Origin of the sequence: Pedobacter vanadiisoli (assembly GCF_042684385.1) — a bacterium.
GTDB lineage: Bacteria > Bacteroidota > Bacteroidia > Sphingobacteriales > Sphingobacteriaceae > Pedobacter > Pedobacter vanadiisoli.
Genome location: NZ_JBHULL010000009.1, coordinates 232,098 through 248,150, shown reverse-complemented (window position 1 = coordinate 248,150; position 16,053 = coordinate 232,098). Strand labels below are relative to the sequence as shown.

Annotated in this window: 14 protein-coding genes; 8 read left to right on the top strand and 6 right to left on the bottom strand. The window is 39.0% G+C overall.

Translation table 11 applies throughout. The annotated features are described in order from the left end of the window. Nucleotides 1–19: 19 nt before the first annotated feature. The 3 genes from uvrC (at nt 20) to ACFSR6_RS12260 (ending at nt 3,754) form a co-directional block, all read left to right on the top strand. Nucleotides 20–1,822, top strand: a complete 1,803-nt coding sequence (gene uvrC, locus ACFSR6_RS12270) for an excinuclease ABC subunit UvrC (protein ID WP_379079239.1) — start codon at nt 20–22, stop codon at nt 1,820–1,822. Nucleotides 1,823–1,954: 132 nt separating this feature from the next. Beyond that, the gene (locus ACFSR6_RS12265; protein ID WP_379079236.1) at nt 1,955–2,353 is read left to right on the top strand and encodes a nuclease A inhibitor family protein; all 399 of its coding nucleotides are present in this window, start codon (nt 1,955–1,957) and stop codon (nt 2,351–2,353) included. A gap of 30 nt (nt 2,354–2,383) precedes the next feature. After that, nucleotides 2,384–3,754 (top strand): DNA/RNA non-specific endonuclease, encoded by a 1,371-nt coding sequence (locus ACFSR6_RS12260; RefSeq protein WP_379079233.1) that lies wholly within the window; start codon nt 2,384–2,386, stop codon nt 3,752–3,754. 343 nt (nt 3,755–4,097) lie between these two features. Here the strand turns inward: ACFSR6_RS12260 and porN are convergent, their stop codons facing one another. The 6 genes from porN to ACFSR6_RS12230 form a co-directional block, all read right to left on the bottom strand. Then, entirely contained in the window at nt 4,098–5,009 is a 912-nt protein-coding gene (gene porN, locus ACFSR6_RS12255; protein WP_379079230.1) for a type IX secretion system ring subunit PorN/GldN, read from the bottom strand. Between the two features lie 7 nt (nt 5,010–5,016). Continuing rightward, the gene (gene porM, locus ACFSR6_RS12250; protein ID WP_379079227.1) at nt 5,017–6,549 is read right to left on the bottom strand and encodes a type IX secretion system motor protein PorM/GldM; all 1,533 of its coding nucleotides are present in this window, start codon (nt 6,547–6,549) and stop codon (nt 5,017–5,019) included. Nucleotides 6,550–6,591: 42 nt separating this feature from the next. Continuing rightward, nucleotides 6,592–7,398, bottom strand: a complete 807-nt coding sequence (gene porL, locus ACFSR6_RS12245) for a type IX secretion system motor protein PorL/GldL (protein ID WP_379079225.1) — start codon at nt 7,396–7,398, stop codon at nt 6,592–6,594. A 46-nt stretch (nt 7,399–7,444) separates the two neighbouring features. Continuing rightward, on the bottom strand, nt 7,445–8,770 hold the full coding sequence (porK, locus tag ACFSR6_RS12240; protein ID WP_379079222.1) for a T9SS ring complex lipoprotein PorK/GldK: 1,326 nt from the start codon (nt 8,768–8,770) through the stop codon (nt 7,445–7,447). Between the two features lie 225 nt (nt 8,771–8,995). Then, the gene (locus ACFSR6_RS12235; protein WP_379079219.1) at nt 8,996–9,766 is read right to left on the bottom strand and encodes a uroporphyrinogen-III synthase; all 771 of its coding nucleotides are present in this window, start codon (nt 9,764–9,766) and stop codon (nt 8,996–8,998) included. A 14-nt stretch (nt 9,767–9,780) separates the two neighbouring features. Beyond that, the gene (locus ACFSR6_RS12230; protein WP_379079216.1) at nt 9,781–10,758 is read right to left on the bottom strand and encodes a DUF4271 domain-containing protein; all 978 of its coding nucleotides are present in this window, start codon (nt 10,756–10,758) and stop codon (nt 9,781–9,783) included. 412 nt (nt 10,759–11,170) lie between these two features. Between ACFSR6_RS12230 and hemW the strand changes: the two genes are divergently transcribed. The 5 genes from hemW to ACFSR6_RS12205 all read left to right on the top strand — a co-directional run bounded on the left by hemW (nt 11,171) and on the right by ACFSR6_RS12205 (nt 15,966). Beyond that, nucleotides 11,171–12,304: a radical SAM family heme chaperone HemW gene (gene hemW / locus ACFSR6_RS12225; protein ID WP_379079213.1), complete on the top strand. Its 1,134-nt coding sequence runs from the start codon at nt 11,171–11,173 to the stop codon at nt 12,302–12,304. A 78-nt stretch (nt 12,305–12,382) separates the two neighbouring features. Next, nucleotides 12,383–13,165: an SDR family oxidoreductase gene (locus tag ACFSR6_RS12220; RefSeq protein WP_379079211.1), complete on the top strand. Its 783-nt coding sequence runs from the start codon at nt 12,383–12,385 to the stop codon at nt 13,163–13,165. 306 nt (nt 13,166–13,471) lie between these two features. Then, nucleotides 13,472–14,023, top strand: coding sequence for a fasciclin domain-containing protein (locus ACFSR6_RS12215; RefSeq protein WP_379079208.1), 552 nt, complete (start codon nt 13,472–13,474; stop codon nt 14,021–14,023). Nucleotides 14,024–14,243: 220 nt separating this feature from the next. Continuing rightward, complete coding sequence (locus ACFSR6_RS12210; RefSeq protein ID WP_379079206.1) at nt 14,244–15,125, top strand: cupin-like domain-containing protein; 882 nt, start codon at nt 14,244–14,246, stop codon at nt 15,123–15,125. A 55-nt stretch (nt 15,126–15,180) separates the two neighbouring features. Then, entirely contained in the window at nt 15,181–15,966 is a 786-nt protein-coding gene (locus ACFSR6_RS12205) for a DUF3050 domain-containing protein (RefSeq protein WP_379079203.1), read from the top strand. Nucleotides 15,967–16,053: the final 87 nt, after the last annotated feature.

The window sequence follows — 16,053 nt, the reverse complement described above, 5'->3', positions numbered from 1 at the left end:
AATCTTATTTTTGTAATCAATGAGCAGTTTCGACCATAAAACAGCATTAACCGCAATTCCACATAAACCAGGTGTGTACCAGTATTGGGATGCAGATGGTAAGTTAATGTATATTGGAAAAGCAAAAGATCTGCGCAACCGGGTAGGTTCTTATTTTAACAGCGATAAAAGCCAGTTTAACGGTAAAACCCGGGTATTAGTTTCAAAAATCAGAAAAATTACCTTTACCATTGTCGATACCGAAATTGATGCGTGGCTACTCGAAAATAGCTTAATTAAAAAGCACCAGCCTAAATTCAACATAAATTTAAAGGACGATAAAACCTATCCCTGGATTATTGTTAAAAATGAACATTACCCCCGCATTTACTGGACCAGGAAAGTAATTAAAGATGGTTCAACCTATTTTGGCCCTTATGGCTCAATAGGCATGATGCATACCATATTGGACCTCATTAGGGAAATCTACACATTGCGTACCTGCAATTTACCTTTAAACGATAAAAACATTGCGGAGGGTAAGTTTAAAGTATGCCTTGAATACCAGATTGGCAATTGCAAAGGTCCCTGCCAGGCTTACCAGACCGAAAGCGATTACGATAAAAACATTGCCGAAATAAAGGAAATACTGAACGGAAAGATCGGCAATGTAATCCGTGAGGTGAAAGCGACGATAAAATCGGCAGCCGAAGACTTAAACTTCGAGTTGGCGCATCAATATGCACGCAGGTTAGAGATTTTAGAAAAATACCAAAGCAAATCGACCGTGGTAAACAGTGCCATAACGAATGTAGATGTGGTAAGTATTGCATCTGATGAACGTTATGCTTTTGTGAACTACCTAAAGGTAATGAACGGAACCATTATCCAGACTCAAACCATTGAGGTTAAAAAGCAACTGGATGAAAGCGATGATGAAATCATGACGCTCGCCATGCTCGATTTCAGAAGTAAATTTAAAAGCACGTCGAAAGAGGTTATCGTTCCCTTTGAACCTTCACTTGAAGACGAAAGCCTGCGCTTCACCGTACCTAAACTGGGCGAAAAGAAAAAGCTTTTAGAACTTTCGCAAAAAAATGTGCTTTTCTTCAAAAAAGAAAAATTAAACCAGTACGAAAAGCTTAACCCTGATTTACGTACTGACCGCATATTAACCACCATGCAAAAGGACCTGCGTTTAACACAGCTGCCCAAGCATATTGAGTGTTTCGATAACTCCAATTTTCAAGGGAAATACCCGGTTTCGGCAATTGTGGTATTTAAAGATGCTAAACCATCAAAAAAAGACTACAGGCATTTTAACGTTAAAACCGTAGAAGGACCAAATGATTTTGCCACCATGGAAGAAGCCGTTTTTAGGCGATACAGGCGCATGCTGGATGAAAACCAAAGCTTGCCCCAGCTTATCATCATTGATGGCGGTAAAGGCCAGCTATCATCAGCTGTAAAGAGCCTAAAACTGTTGGGCATTGAAAAACGCGTAACGGTAATTGGTATTGCCAAACGCCTCGAAGAGTTATTCTATCCTGGCGATTCATTTCCACTCTATCTGGATAAAAAATCGGAAACCTTAAAAGTAATTCAACAATTACGTGATGAGGCACACCGCTTCGGAATTACCTTCCACCGTAAAAAACGTGATCAGGGAACACTCAAAACTGAATTGGAGCAGATTGAAGGTATCGGTAAAACTACTGCCGATAAATTACTCACGCATTTTAAATCTGTAAAAAAAATTAAAGAGGCTACTAAGGAACAACTTTTAGAAGTGCTCAACAAAAAGCAAGTGCAGACTTTACTGGCGCACTTTCACGAAGCCTAAATACAGGTTGTAAAACAGGAAAGACAGCCTTGTAAAAATATTAACAGTAAATTAATCTGGATTGTGTACGGCTTAAATATTTTTTAGATAACTTAGGGTTGTTAATACAGGTAAACCTGCATCCCTATTTACATGAATAACAACATCCTGACCACAATTACCAAACTCCTATTGGGCGTATTGTATTTTACTGAATCAGAAAGCCCTTTTACAGCGGCTGATTGGGGCAAAATCCCTCCTTCTGCATTACAGCAAGAAATAGCATCCCGTTACCAATCTGAACCCTTTAATTTAAAACAGGTAGATCATGTTGCCTTCTTTAAGCACATTATATCAAAGGCAGATGCTAATGATGCGCCAATGATTGAAAATGCCCGCAAAATTGAAGCGTTTCGGGCTTTTATTGCGCAAAACCTATCCAACATACAGGTTACGCGTGTAGAGGGCAGCAGCAAGATCCCTATAATTATAACCGGTTATCTTCCTGATGGTAGCTGTCTGGCTATCGAAACTTTTGCCGTAGAGACTTAAAATTAATCCCCATAAATAAACCAATTAAAAATGAAAGCATTAAAAAAATTAAGCTTAATGGCAGTGCTCTGCCTTGGCCTGGCCTCTTGTAAAAAAGAAAACCCAACATTGCCTGAGTCAAATCTATTTGAACAAAAATTAAATAGTAAAGCAGCTACTGCAAGTACACAGTCAATAGTTGCCGGTTTCCCTGAAACCTTCGAATCGGGCAGCAAAGGGAGTTACAGTGCCGCCTCAGTTACCTTAAGTAGCGGAAGCTGGACTCTGGACGACGCCTTAATCGGAAACCTGGCAGCGGATGCAAAAAATGGCAGTCAATCGGTACGTATGCGCAACACAGGTACATTAAGTATGAACTTTGATGTTAACGGGGCCGATGCAGTAACCATTGCCCATGCCAAATACGGTAGCGATGCCAATAGTACCTGGCAGCTATGGTATTCTACCAACGGTGGTTCAACCTGGCAACAAACCGGCGGCACCATTACCAGTAGCTCAACCACATTATCTACTGCTACTTTTAACACCGCTATTTCCGGAAATGTACGTTTTCAGGTCCGTAAAATTAGCGGGGGTACTAACCGCATCAATATCGACGATTTTAGCATTTCTACAGGCGATAGCACCTCAAACCCTCCAACTACTCCGGGCGATAATAGTCACCTTTTAATGGGTAATCCGAGCAATGCCGTTGCCAGTACTTCGTATCCTGAAAATTACTTAATGGAACGTACTTATTATTCAAGTTCGTATAGCAAAAGTAGGGCTACACCGAACTGGGTGAGCTGGCATATCGGAGCTTCCGATCTGGGTTCAACCCCTCGTCAGGACGATTTCAGAGCTGATAACACCTTGCCTGCAGGCTGGTATCAGGTATCGAGCAGCAGTTATTCTGGTTCTGGTTTCGATCGTGGCCACAATTGCCCTTCGGCTGACAGGACAGCTTCAGTGGCAGCCAACTCTTCTACATTCCTGATGAGTAACATGATGCCACAGGCACCAAATAACAACCAAGGGCCCTGGGCCGACCTTGAAAACTATACCCGTTCATTGGTAACAGCTGGTAACGAAGTTTATGTTATCTGCGGCTCTTACGGATCTGGTGGTACCGGGAGTAACGGAGGCATTACCTACACCATTGACAATGGCCGTATAAATGTTCCATCTAATACCTGGAAAGTAATTGTGGTGCTGCCTAACGGTAATAACGATTTAAGCAGGGTCAATTCATCCACAAGGGTAATTACGGTAAATATGCCTAACACAAATGGGTTAAATAGCAACTGGAAAACCTATCGTACTACCGTTGATGCAGTAGAGGCAGCAACTGGTTACAATCTTTTATCAAATGTACCCGTAGCCATACAAAATGTAATAGAGGCCGCAACAGATAACCAATAGATCGTCTTACCCCATTAATAAAGAAGCGGTAATCAAAATTTTTGGTTACCGCTTTTGATTTATATAAAATATTGTGATATAAACCATTGCTCCTGAGATCAAGAAGATTAATTCATCTCAGAAAAATCACTATAAAGGCAGAAGTTTTTTTCAGTTGGCAAAGAGCAACGATGGATCTTTTTAATGAACGTCATTAATGTTAGTGAGATCATCCAATAATCGGAGTAAGGATATAGCAAAATGCATTCAGATAGCTCTTTCTTCCAAAAATTTGTGACCTGTGCTTCAGGCAGGATGATGGCATAAAAAAAGCTCCGATTTTCACCGGAGCTTTTTTATGAGATTAATATTCCCAAAGGCCTTGTTCATAATCAAGAACAGATTTTTTAATCCTTTCTGACTCGTACAATCGCTCTTTAGGATCTGAAATAATATCCCTGATTTTGTTATCTCCCGGGTTAGACTCTTTAACAATATAGCTACTAAATAAGCGACGGATAAAGAAATCGTCGAAGCTTAATGAAGATGCGTCATTATTGGTATTAATTAACCGCTTTTTAGTCAGGATTTCCCTAGCCTCCGGATAATATACCCAAAATACCGGTTGCCATTGCTTAGAAACTTCATTGTATTTTAACGGTGCAATACCTACAATACGTGGTTCGAAAACAGAGCGTTTGGTATCGAAGATCCAATCTTCTTTGATTCTGAATTTCAAAAATAGCTCCGGGTTAAAATCATTAACCACAGTAGTAACGGTTCCCGTTTTATTGTTCGAAACCTCTGCTGTTCCCAAAGCCGATTTAGCTGCAGAATCTGCAGACATAGGATTTAAGAAAGCGTCATCTTCATTCAATGCACTATCAATAGGAGAATAAGCGGTTAGCTCATCCTTTTTAATCGCACCGATCAATACATCAATCAATCTGGATTTTGGCGATCTTAAAGGCGAGTTTACAGTATCACGTAAATCAATCTCCCTCCAGATTCTTTTTGCGTAAAAAACATCTTCTTCCCTTACATCTGCCAAAGGCACCATTTCAGTACTGTCAATGTCCTTACGGGCATAAAAACCATCTTTAGGGGGTACCTTAAGTTTCTTTTTAGCCGTTTTAACAGGAGCTTTTACCGTATCAACTGCTGGAGCAGCAGTTACCGGGGCCGCTTTCTTTGGTGCTAACTTGGTCGGCTTTTTCTGTGCAAAAGCGAACGCTGTCGACAAAACTAAAATAGCAATACTTAAAATCCTTTTCATCTTCTTTTTATTTTACACTAAACGCTAATGAAGGCAAAATCCTTTGACGGCCATCCGGGCCTACAGAAACAATATCTTCAAAAAACACCCTGGTTCCAGGAGTAATTGAGTTTATAGCGCCCTTAACTGCACCAGCGAAACTTCCACCGCTACCAGGAATGGTAACCGCATCAGAACGAGGTTTAATAATGGTTAATTTATAACGCTGTATCTTAAACTTAACATCGAAAGGAAAATCATCCAAATCTGCTTCAATTTCGGTTTCGCTTTTCAACTGTACCGAAGCTATGTCGCCTCCTGCACGTCCACCAACTTTTGCAATCGGTGCAGGAATGGCCTTCACCCTGAATTTTTGTGAGCCTAAACTTACGGTTTTACCAGCATTAGCCGCAGAAACATTGATTGATACTTCTGAACCAACCATGCTGCCCGGAACATTTACATTAAAGTTTCCATTGCTACCCGACATTGAACCTCCGGATATAGAAGCACGAACACTTTCTAAAGGGAAACCTGCTGCCGATACGGTAAACGGATTTGGAATACCAGCATAAATTACATTTAATTTTGTAGATGTAACCGATGCTGATGGTTTTGCAACTTGGTACGTTTGTGGCTGCGTTTTGTATTCTTTAACCTGTCCATCTGTTTGACGAACGCGGATCGTACCTACCCAGGTAAACTGACCAACACTGCTTGTGCCACCACTGTAAGTTCCTTTACCATCTTTAACCGATAATTTGTTTCCGTTAACGGTAATATCAGGAGTTGACCTCGAATCGCTCGCTGTTAAAAATACTTCAGCGGTATAAGGTTGCCCCTGGATAACGTAAGACGTAGGCGCAACTGCTACAGCAGCAAACTGATCCAGGTTTACCTGCGCTTTGTCCATATTTCCGAATAATTTTTTAACCACTTCTGCTTCAGCATTTTTCGTGTCTGTTTGCAGTTTGGTTAAAATAGTCATTGCAGCTGTTAATGGCGTTCCCTCACCGAAGTAGGTCTCCTGCCAGTTTCCTTTTCTTTTTCTAGCAGGATCTTTAGCTTCAAGAGAAAAAGCAACACTTGCCCTGTCTGCAGGGTCCAATAAAGAAATTAATTTTTCGCGTGTTGCATTGATTCTTTTCTTTAATTCATCTGCTTTCTTCTGATTAATCATGATATTTTGAGCAATATCCTGATTTGATCTATTCACCAAATCTTCAGTTTCAGGATCGATTCCGTCACCTGCCTTCGTAAATTCTTTTTTAAGACCTTCGATATAATTATTCAGATCATCCGCAGCCTTCTGTGCTTGTTTTGCCTTCTCGTAAATAGGCTGTGCACGGGCCGGTTCTTCTTTTAACTTCGAATTTTCGAAGGCAGAAAATAACTGATTAATACTTGTATTTACATTGTTTTTAGAAGTATCCAAACTATCGTTTATATTTTTGAATGCATCTAAAATGGTATCTGATACGTTTAAGGCAAGCATGGCCAACAATACCAAATACATGATATTGATCATCCGCTGCCTTGTTGTTTCTTTTCCGCCTGCCATGTTTAATGTAGCTTTTCCTTTAAAAATTAAAAACTAAACAAATTATACACGTGGGCTGTTCATAGCCGATAACATATTACCGTAAATTGCATTAAGAGATGACAGGTTTTTAGCCAGTTTGCTCACCTCCTCTTTAAACTGTTTCGAATCTTCCATCGATTCGTTAAAGTTTTGCATGGTTAATGATAAATTTGAATAAAATTTATTCATCGATTTTAAATGTGCACTAGAATCTTGCAATTCCAATTCATATACCGCATTTAACGCTGATAAATTTTTAGCTAAATTGGTTACCTGATCATGATAAGCCTGAGAATCTACAGAGCTTTCGCCCATTGCTTTTAAATTTGCAGTAGCTTTTTCGAAAGACGCACTTAAGTTATCGAACCCGGCTGAAGCCGTTTTAATTTTGCCAGTAAACTCGTTTGTAGCCGTAGAAGCATCAGCAACATTAGAAATTGTTGCCACTTTATCACCAAAAGTACGTAAACCCGAACCTAAGCTTTCAATCAACTCAGGACCGATTTTCGCATCTGATAACATTTTGTCTAAAGCTGCGGTATTAGACGGAGCAACCTGGGCTACAGGTCTTGCAGATGCTGTAGGCAATTCTCCTTTAAAATCTTCTTTTAATTCCGGATACACTCTTTCCCATGCTGGTTCTGGTTCTGGTGGGAAAAACCCTGTTAAAAAGAATAAAAACGCTTCCACTCCTAGTCCAAGCCCGATCATATAATTACCTAAAATTCCACCAATGTGTAGAATTTTAAATAACGCTCCGATAATTACAATACTTGCTCCCCATGAAATCGCTACATGTAACCAGCTTGGTTGTTTCTTTGCTGCCATAAAATTTTGATGTTTTTCTTTAGTTTTTAGTTTGTTTGTTTTATTGTTAATGTCTTAAATCGGTACCAGGATAAGATGAAACACACCTGAAACCAATATACGATCTTTGCGTATCTTGATACTCGTAAGTTGCAACGGCATTTTGTAAAAAGTAACCGGTATCTTTCCAGGATCCACCCTTTACTACTTTACGTTTCTTGTATTTGCTATCATTCGGACCAGCATCATAAGTGAAGTTAGGGTTCAGATCGTGCAGTAATGGGCTGGCCCCTTTATTATAGGAGGTAATAGTCCACTCGGCCACATTACCTGCCATATTATACAATCCATAATCATTAGGGAAATAAGATCTTACACCTACTGTATAGATACCACCATCGCTGGAATAATCGCCACGGCCTGGTTTAAAGTTAGCCTGTAAACAACCTTTGGTATTTCTGATGTAAGGACCACCCCATGGATATTTCGTTTTGGTATTACCACCTCTTGCTGCATATTCAAATTCTGTCTCAGCCGGTAGTCTATAATCCGATCTCGTGCCCGCAGGTAATTTCCTTGCTGTAGCAACACCGTCATATAACCTGGTTCTCCAGTGAGAGAAAGCTTTTGCTTGCTCCCAGCTTACTCCTACAACAGGATAATCATCATAAGAAGGGTGATTGTAATAGCCACGAACCATTGGGTCGTTCTGCGAATAAGAATAATCCGTTTTCCATACCATGGTATCAGGATAAATGGCAACGCTGTAACGATCAATATAATCCTGGCGTTTGCTGTTCGGATCTTTATGTCCGGCAGCGGCTTTCTCCATGTTTAATTCGGCATAAGAGTATACGAATTTACGCACGTCAAGTTCTTTTTTCCCCGGAAGTGCGTCAAGGCCCGAATAATACATGCCATCTAACTGGCTTGCCTGAGCTGCAGCGGCACCTTTACCCTTATTTCTCCAGATATTTGCGCCATTAGGTCCAACTTTCTTCCAGTCGATGTATTTATCCCCACCAACAGCATTTGCCGCATTTCCCTTTGGTGTAATCATAAATTGTTGTGGGTTGCCCATCATTCCGATGGCAATCGAATCGCGTACCCAATTGGTAAACTGACGGTATTCTGCATTTGAAATCTCAGTCTGATCCATAAAGAATGCGCTAATGGTCACCATTTTACTTGGGCCATTCTGGGAGAATGTAATATCTTCATCTGATCCACCAAGCGGAGTATGGCCTGGCGGCACGTAAACCATTCCTAGCGGGATTCTATCGTTTTTGAATTTTCGGTTATAAGCACCAACCAACTCACCCTGGCCACCATGGCCACAGCTCGCTAGCATTACAGTTATACCTACAATAGCTAGAAGGTAGATTTTCTTCATATTTTTATAGTGTGCAAAGTACGATTAGGAGGAATTTTATCAAAAATCACAGAAATTATCAACAAAAGCAAATATTTTACATTAAATCATCACTCCTGGATAATTAAAGTTATGTTAACGTTTATTCATCAGCCTAATATTTTGTTCAACAATACAGATAACTTCCTTATTAACAGTAAAGTTACGTATTTTATTGTATTGACTTAGAATAAATTATTTACAGTATTACTTATTAGATATTTTGATGTAATTTTCAATAGCCATTGTCATAGACGGAACACCTGGGGTTGGCGCTGCAATATCCACTATCAGGTCCATATCGGCACATGCCTTACTGGTGTTGGTTCCAAAAGCAGCAATACGGGTATTATTTTGTTTAAAATCGGGGAAATTTTTAAATAAAGACTGAATACTTGATGGACTAAAAAATGCAATAACATCATAGAACACCTCAGCCAAATCAGATAGGTCGCTCACCACTGTCCTGAACAAAACGGCCGGAGTAAAATCATACCCACCTTTTTCCAGAAATTTCATCGTATCTTCAGTAGCAACATCAGAGCAAGGATATAAAAATTTCTCGCCTGCATGTTTTTTAAGCACCTCGGCCAAGTCGGCAGCAGTTTGCTTACCAAAGAATATTTTACGTTTTCTGTACTGGATATACTTCTGCAGGTATAAGGCAATGGTTTCAGACAAACAAAAATATTTCAGTTCTGCCGGCACTTCATAACGCATTTCTTCGCAGATTCTAAAAAAGTGGTCTGCTGCATTACGGCTGGTAAAAATTACTGCCGTAAAATCGGCCAGGTTAATCTTATCCTTCCTAAAGTCTCTTGCGGGTACTCCTTCAACATGAATAAAAGACCTAAAATCAACTTTTAAATTGTGTTTCTTGGCCAAATCGTAATAAGGAGATTTTTCTGTTTCAGGTTTTGGTAACGTAACCAAAATACTTTTTACTTTGCGGATTCTAGAGTCGTTCTTTTCTTGCATTTTCCTTTTTCCTGCTACAGCCCTATCGTTTTAATTAGTATGAGGATAGGACATATTTCGAGGGCGCAAAAGTACAAAATTAAATGCATTTTAGAAAACTTATTGTTAGAAAGTATCGTAATACCCGCCCTTAAGAGCTGAAAAGCAAAAATGACACCTAACAACAAGAAAGCCAATACGATATAAACTTCTCCATATTTAAGTGGCGACAAGGCAAAAGCAACCACCAAAGGAATAAACAATAGCGACGCATTAAAGTAGCTGAGATACAATATCGAGATGTACTCGCCAACTGGTTTCTGAACATTAAACAGGTATCCGAGAAAGCGTAATAGGATTAATTTGAGCGCGTAAAAAGCAATTATGGTGATGGATATACTAAAGAAAAACTTAAAGCCGTCTTTAGCCTGGTACATATCGTTCCATTGCGCCACCAGGAAAAAGAACATCCCGAAAACGAAGCCAAACTGCACAAAAAGCAATAAAAACGGCCAGGAGCTAAATAAGTTATCTTCTTTATTGATATTATTCAATATCCTGTTGCTAAAAAACGATTGTACAATGTCTGATAGCTGCTTGGAAAATGCATTTTTTAAAATGGCAAAAATAATGAGCATCCCGAAAATAAAACCCAGCAGACCAACATTGCCCTTGGGAATTTTTGTGCCCAACTGGTAAGGATTTTCTTTTTTCTTTAAATGCTGATATTTCTTATACCATGCCCATAAATCCAGTTTTGGAAAAAGATACTCTTTTTCAATTGTATCTATAAGCGCATTTTTATTGATTAAACTATCAGGAAGTACCCAAGTATGGTGAATCAGGGAATCGGTAGAAAATTTCTGCCTGGCCAGGGTTGCCGAATCAGGACGATATCTTCGGTATTGGTATTGATTTGCAGCCACACTATCTGTTTGAACAGGAATTTCTTGTGCTGCCACAAAATTAGCAGACCATACAAACGCAAACAAAAAGAAAATAAATTTCGGCATGCTGTAAATCAAAACTTAAAGTTGCAAAAGTAGTCGAATAATCATGTTTTACCTAAAGAAATAAATAGCTTTATTTAAAATCAAAAGTCTGTGTACCGAGCATGTTTAATCCAGGAAGGAAAATACCAATATTTGAAATAACAAGCGATGCTTCGAAAAAGAAAGATAAGAAAAGCTAAAATAAAATGGCTGAAAGAATTTCGAAATACAGATTTTCAAGCAAAAATAACTTCCGAATAAGATTTCAACTGTTACTGATCATTAACTGCAATAAAGATTTAAATATTAGTAAAGTTATTACTTTACCAAAACAACATAAAAGTAAAGCCATTACTTTACTAAAATTATATTGAACAATTCACTTTTGATTTCGAGGGCCCAATAAAGAAATTTACTTCGCTATCTTTGCAAAATGTCTGGCATCTATATCCATATTCCTTTTTGTAAAAAAGCCTGTCACTACTGCGATTTCCATTTCAGCACCTCATTAAAATATGCCGATGAAATGGTAGAAGCCATCTGTAAGGAAATCAAAATGAAAAAAGACCGGATTACGGGCCAGGTTGGAAGCATCTATCTGGGTGGTGGCACGCCTTCTATTTTATCCCAGGTGGCTTTGCAAAAGATTTTTGACGCTATTAACCATACTTTTTCAGTTGATGCTGATGCGGAGATTACCATCGAAACCAATCCCGACGATTTAACTGCGCAGAAGCTAAAAGAGCTGAAACAATTGCCGGTTAACCGCTTTAGCGTGGGTATACAATCTTTTTACGATGAGGACCTGATCTGGATGAACAGGGCACACCAGGCCAGGGAAGCCGAAGATTGCATCAGGAGAAGCCAGGATGCCGGTTTTGAAAATTTAACCCTCGATCTGATTTACGGCTATCCTTTACTTACGGATCAAAAATGGTTAAACAATATCCAAAAAGCAATTGAGCTTGAGGTTCCGCATATTTCTGCCTATGCCTTAACTGTTGAGCCCAGAACAGCTTTGGCCCATGCCATTAAAAATAAAAAGCAGCCTCCGGTAAACGACAACCAGAGTGCCTCACAGTTTGTAATTTTGATGAATAAGCTGGTGGATGCAGGGTTTGAGCACTATGAAATTTCCAATTTTGCTAAACCAGGCCACCACGCCGTACACAATACCAATTATTGGAAAGGTGTAGATTACATTGGCATCGGTCCATCAGCACATGGTTTTGATGGCCGGAACCGGTATATGAACCCAGCAAATAATGCCTCGTACATGGAAATCCTCGAAAAAAACAAACTCCCTGAAAGTGTTGAAGAATTGAGTTTAAACGACAGGTTTAACGAATACATCATGACTTCAATGAGAACGATCTGGGGAATTGATTTACAAAAAATAAATACCGATTTTGGAAAAGATTTTTTAGAAGAGACCAAACATAACCTTAAAAGTTTTGAGGATAAAGATTGGTTGCTGATGGATGGAAATAACATTTGTTTAAGTCAGAACGGAAAATTATTTGCCGACCACATTGCTTCGGAGTTGTTTATTGTTGAGAATGATTGAAGGAATGAATTAGAGAGGGAGTGAATACTTTTTACAAGTTTATCATTCAATCATTCCCTAATTCAATAATTATATATTATGTCAAAAATTGTATGGATCACAGGCGCATCATCCGGTATTGGAGAGGCCCTGGTATATGAATATTTTAAATCGGGCGACAAACTGATTATTTCAGGAAGAAACCGCGACGAGTTGTTCCGCGTTAAGGGAAACTGCCAAAACTCCTTTAATATACACGTTTTACCATTCGATTTAAGTGAAACCGAAACCCTGGAAAACAAAGCGGCTGATGCCATCCGTATTTTTGGCAAAATAGATTTATTGATCAATAGCGGAGGTGTGAGCCAGCGAAGCCTTGCCTTAGAAACCAACCTGGAAACCGAACAGCAGATTATGGACACCAATTTTTGGGGCACAGTTGTACTCAGTAAATCAGTTTTACCATTGATGATTGCCAATGGCGGTGGACAGATCGCTGTGATCAGTAGTCTTGTTGGAAAATTCGGCACTAAATTACGCTCCACTTATGCAGCATCAAAACATGCATTGCATGGTTATTTCGATTCGCTCCGATCAGAGGTTTATGACAAAAACATCGATATTACGATTATCTGTCCCGGATTTATCAAAACAAATGTAACCTATAATGCGCTCACAGCAGATGGGAAGCCATTAAATGCTATGGGCGAAGCGCATGCAAATGCAATGACACCAGCAGATTGTGCCAAACAGATTGTTCTGGCAATCCGTAATAAAAAAGAAGAGATTTACATCGGTGGAAAGGAAACAAAAGCAGTACTGTTGAAGCGTTTTTTTCCAAAGTTTTTCTCTAAAAAAGTAAGAACAGCTAAGGTGAATTAGATAAGCAGGCTTCACGAAGAGTTTATAAAAGATGCGGCCCAGGGACAAACCCACCTTGTCTAAACCCGGTTGAAGCGATATCCTTTTGGTGTCATGCTGAGCGTAGTCAAAGAACAGCCAAAAGATTTAGCGAAAAACGGGAGTAGCCCAGCCGAAGAGCCCTACAGCACCTTTACAAACCAAAAAAACAATAATTAAAACACTAACAATCAATACATTATATATTATTTTTCAATTTCTAAAAACCAAGCATCTGTAAGCCATCGTAAATGGGTTCAAATAACAGAAACTTAAAAATTAGAAATAATGAAAAATTTAATCTTATCCGTATTTGCCGTAATTACAATGGCATTCACTACTCAAGTTTACGCGCAAAAAAACCCGATGGTTGGGGGCGCAGCAATGTATGCAACTAAAGATATTGTAGACAATGCGGTAAATTCAAAAGACCACACTACATTGGTGGCAGCAGTTAAAGCAGCTGGTTTGGTAGAAACTTTAAAAGGCGCCGGACCATTTACGGTTTTTGCTCCAACCAATGCAGCATTTGGCAAGCTTCCTGCCGGAACAGTAGATAACCTGGTTAAACCAGAAAATAAAGCAACCCTTACCAAAATTTTAACTTACCATGTTGTTGCCGGTAAATTAGATAGCAAAGCAATTGCAGCAGCCATTAAAGCTGGTGGCGGCAAAGCAGAATTAACAACTGTAGAGGGTGGTAAACTTTGGGCCTGGATGAAAGGCAAAAAATTAGTATTAAAAGATGAAAAAGGTGGAACAAGTACTGTAACAATTGCAGATGTTTACCAAAAAAATGGTGTAATCCACGTGGTTGATACCGTTTTAATGCCTAAATAATATTTGACATATCCTTATTGCTCCATAAAAACGTTCCAAGTCAATGGCTTGGAACGTTTTTATTTTTAAACAGATTAATACTGAACCCCGTATACAACCGCAGGCAGTTATACCATCTGACTTTTTTTGGTGAATTGTCAGTTTTTTTTCAAGTTTTCGCATTTGTAATGCTTAGTGTTTTCTAACTATTTAATTTTGCCTGTATTAATAGTTTCTTAACATGAAATTCAATTTATCTCCCATAGATGTAGTTGAAGATATATCTAAATCAGATTTCGAGCAGAACTACCTTAAACCACGTAAACCTTTGGTAATTAAAAATATGGCCAAAAAATGGCCTGCTTATCAAAAATGGACGCTGGATTACATGAAAGAGGTTGTTGGCGATAAAACTGTTCCACTTTACGACAGCTCTAAAGCCGATCCTTCTAAGCCTATAAATGCTTCAGCTGCCGAAATGAAATTTGGCGATTATATAGACCTGATTAAAGAAACACCTACTGACCTGCGCATCTTTTTGTTCGATCCGATAAAATTTGCGCCGAAACTACTGGAAGATTACATTGCACCGAAAGATTTAATGGGCGGTTTTTTGGATAACTATCCCAATATGTTTTTTGGCGGGAAGGGTTCTGTAACCTTTTTACATTATGATATTGATCTTGCGCACATTTTCCACACTCATTTTAACGGACGAAAACATGTGATCTTATTTGATTATAAATGGAAAGAACGCCTGTATCAAATTCCGTATGCCACTTATGCCTTAGAGGATTATGATGTAGAAAACCCCGATTTTGATAAGTTCCCGGCTTTAAAAGGTGTTCAGGGAGTAGAAGCTTTTTTAGAGCATGGCGATACCTTATTTATGCCCACAGGCTACTGGCACTGGATGAAATACCTGGATGGATCTTTCTCTATCAGCTTAAGGGCATGGGATAAAAGCTGGATAGTAAAAGCAAAAAGCTTGTATAACTTAACTTTACAGCGTAAATTTGACGACTTTATGAAAGCAAACTACCGCGAAAAGTATATGCAATGGAAAGAAGAACTTGCAGTTAAAAGAGCGAGCAGGGCGCTGGAGAAGAATTTACCAAAATAATCATAATTGAATCATTTAAAGTCTTGAGAGAGCGGGTGATTCAGCCATTCAATATATGCATTCCAATATTATAAAAATCCAAAAAGAAATAGAACCTCTCAGACAAGAGATTATTAACCATAAGGTTTATTCGGCAATTAGTGAACTGGAAGACCTTCGCATTTTTATGGAACACCATATTTTTGCGGTTTGGGATTTTATGTCGCTGCTTAAAGCCTTGCAAATAAATTTAACCTGTACTACTTTGCCTTGGTTTCCTGTAGGCGATCCGGTTACCAGGCAGTTGATTAACGAAATCGTTGCTGGTGAAGAATCGGATGTAGATGCCGATGGTGCTATTAAAAGCCATTTCGAACTGTATTTGGATGCCATGGATCAGTGTGGAGCAAATACAAAACCCATTAATGATTTTTTAAATGCATTAAAAGCCGGCAAAAGTTTTAATGAGGCATTTGATCTTGCAGAAGTGCCTGTTGCTGCCAAAGATTTCGTGAATGCTACATTCGAAACCATTAACAGTGGTAAAACATACTTACAGGCAGCCAGTTTTACCTTTGGCCGTGAAGATCTGATTCCTAACATGTTTTACAGTATGGTAAATGATCTGAACAGCACCCAGGCCGATAAAGTATCGATTTTTAAATATTACCTGGAACGCCATATCGAAGTAGACGGCGATCACCATAGCCATTTGGCACTCTCAATGACAGAGAAACTCTGTGAAAAAGAGGAAGCATTTTGGGCCGAGGCAGAAGAAACCACAAAACAAGCCTTACAAAAAAGGATCGACCTTTGGGATGCCGCTTATGCCGAAATTGTTAAATATAAAGTTGAAGCTTGATTATTAAATTATTAAGTATTTGCTAATTTAATTAGGTGATTTTAGTCACATTTACCTGTTAACATCAATTTTATAAAATAAAATTTA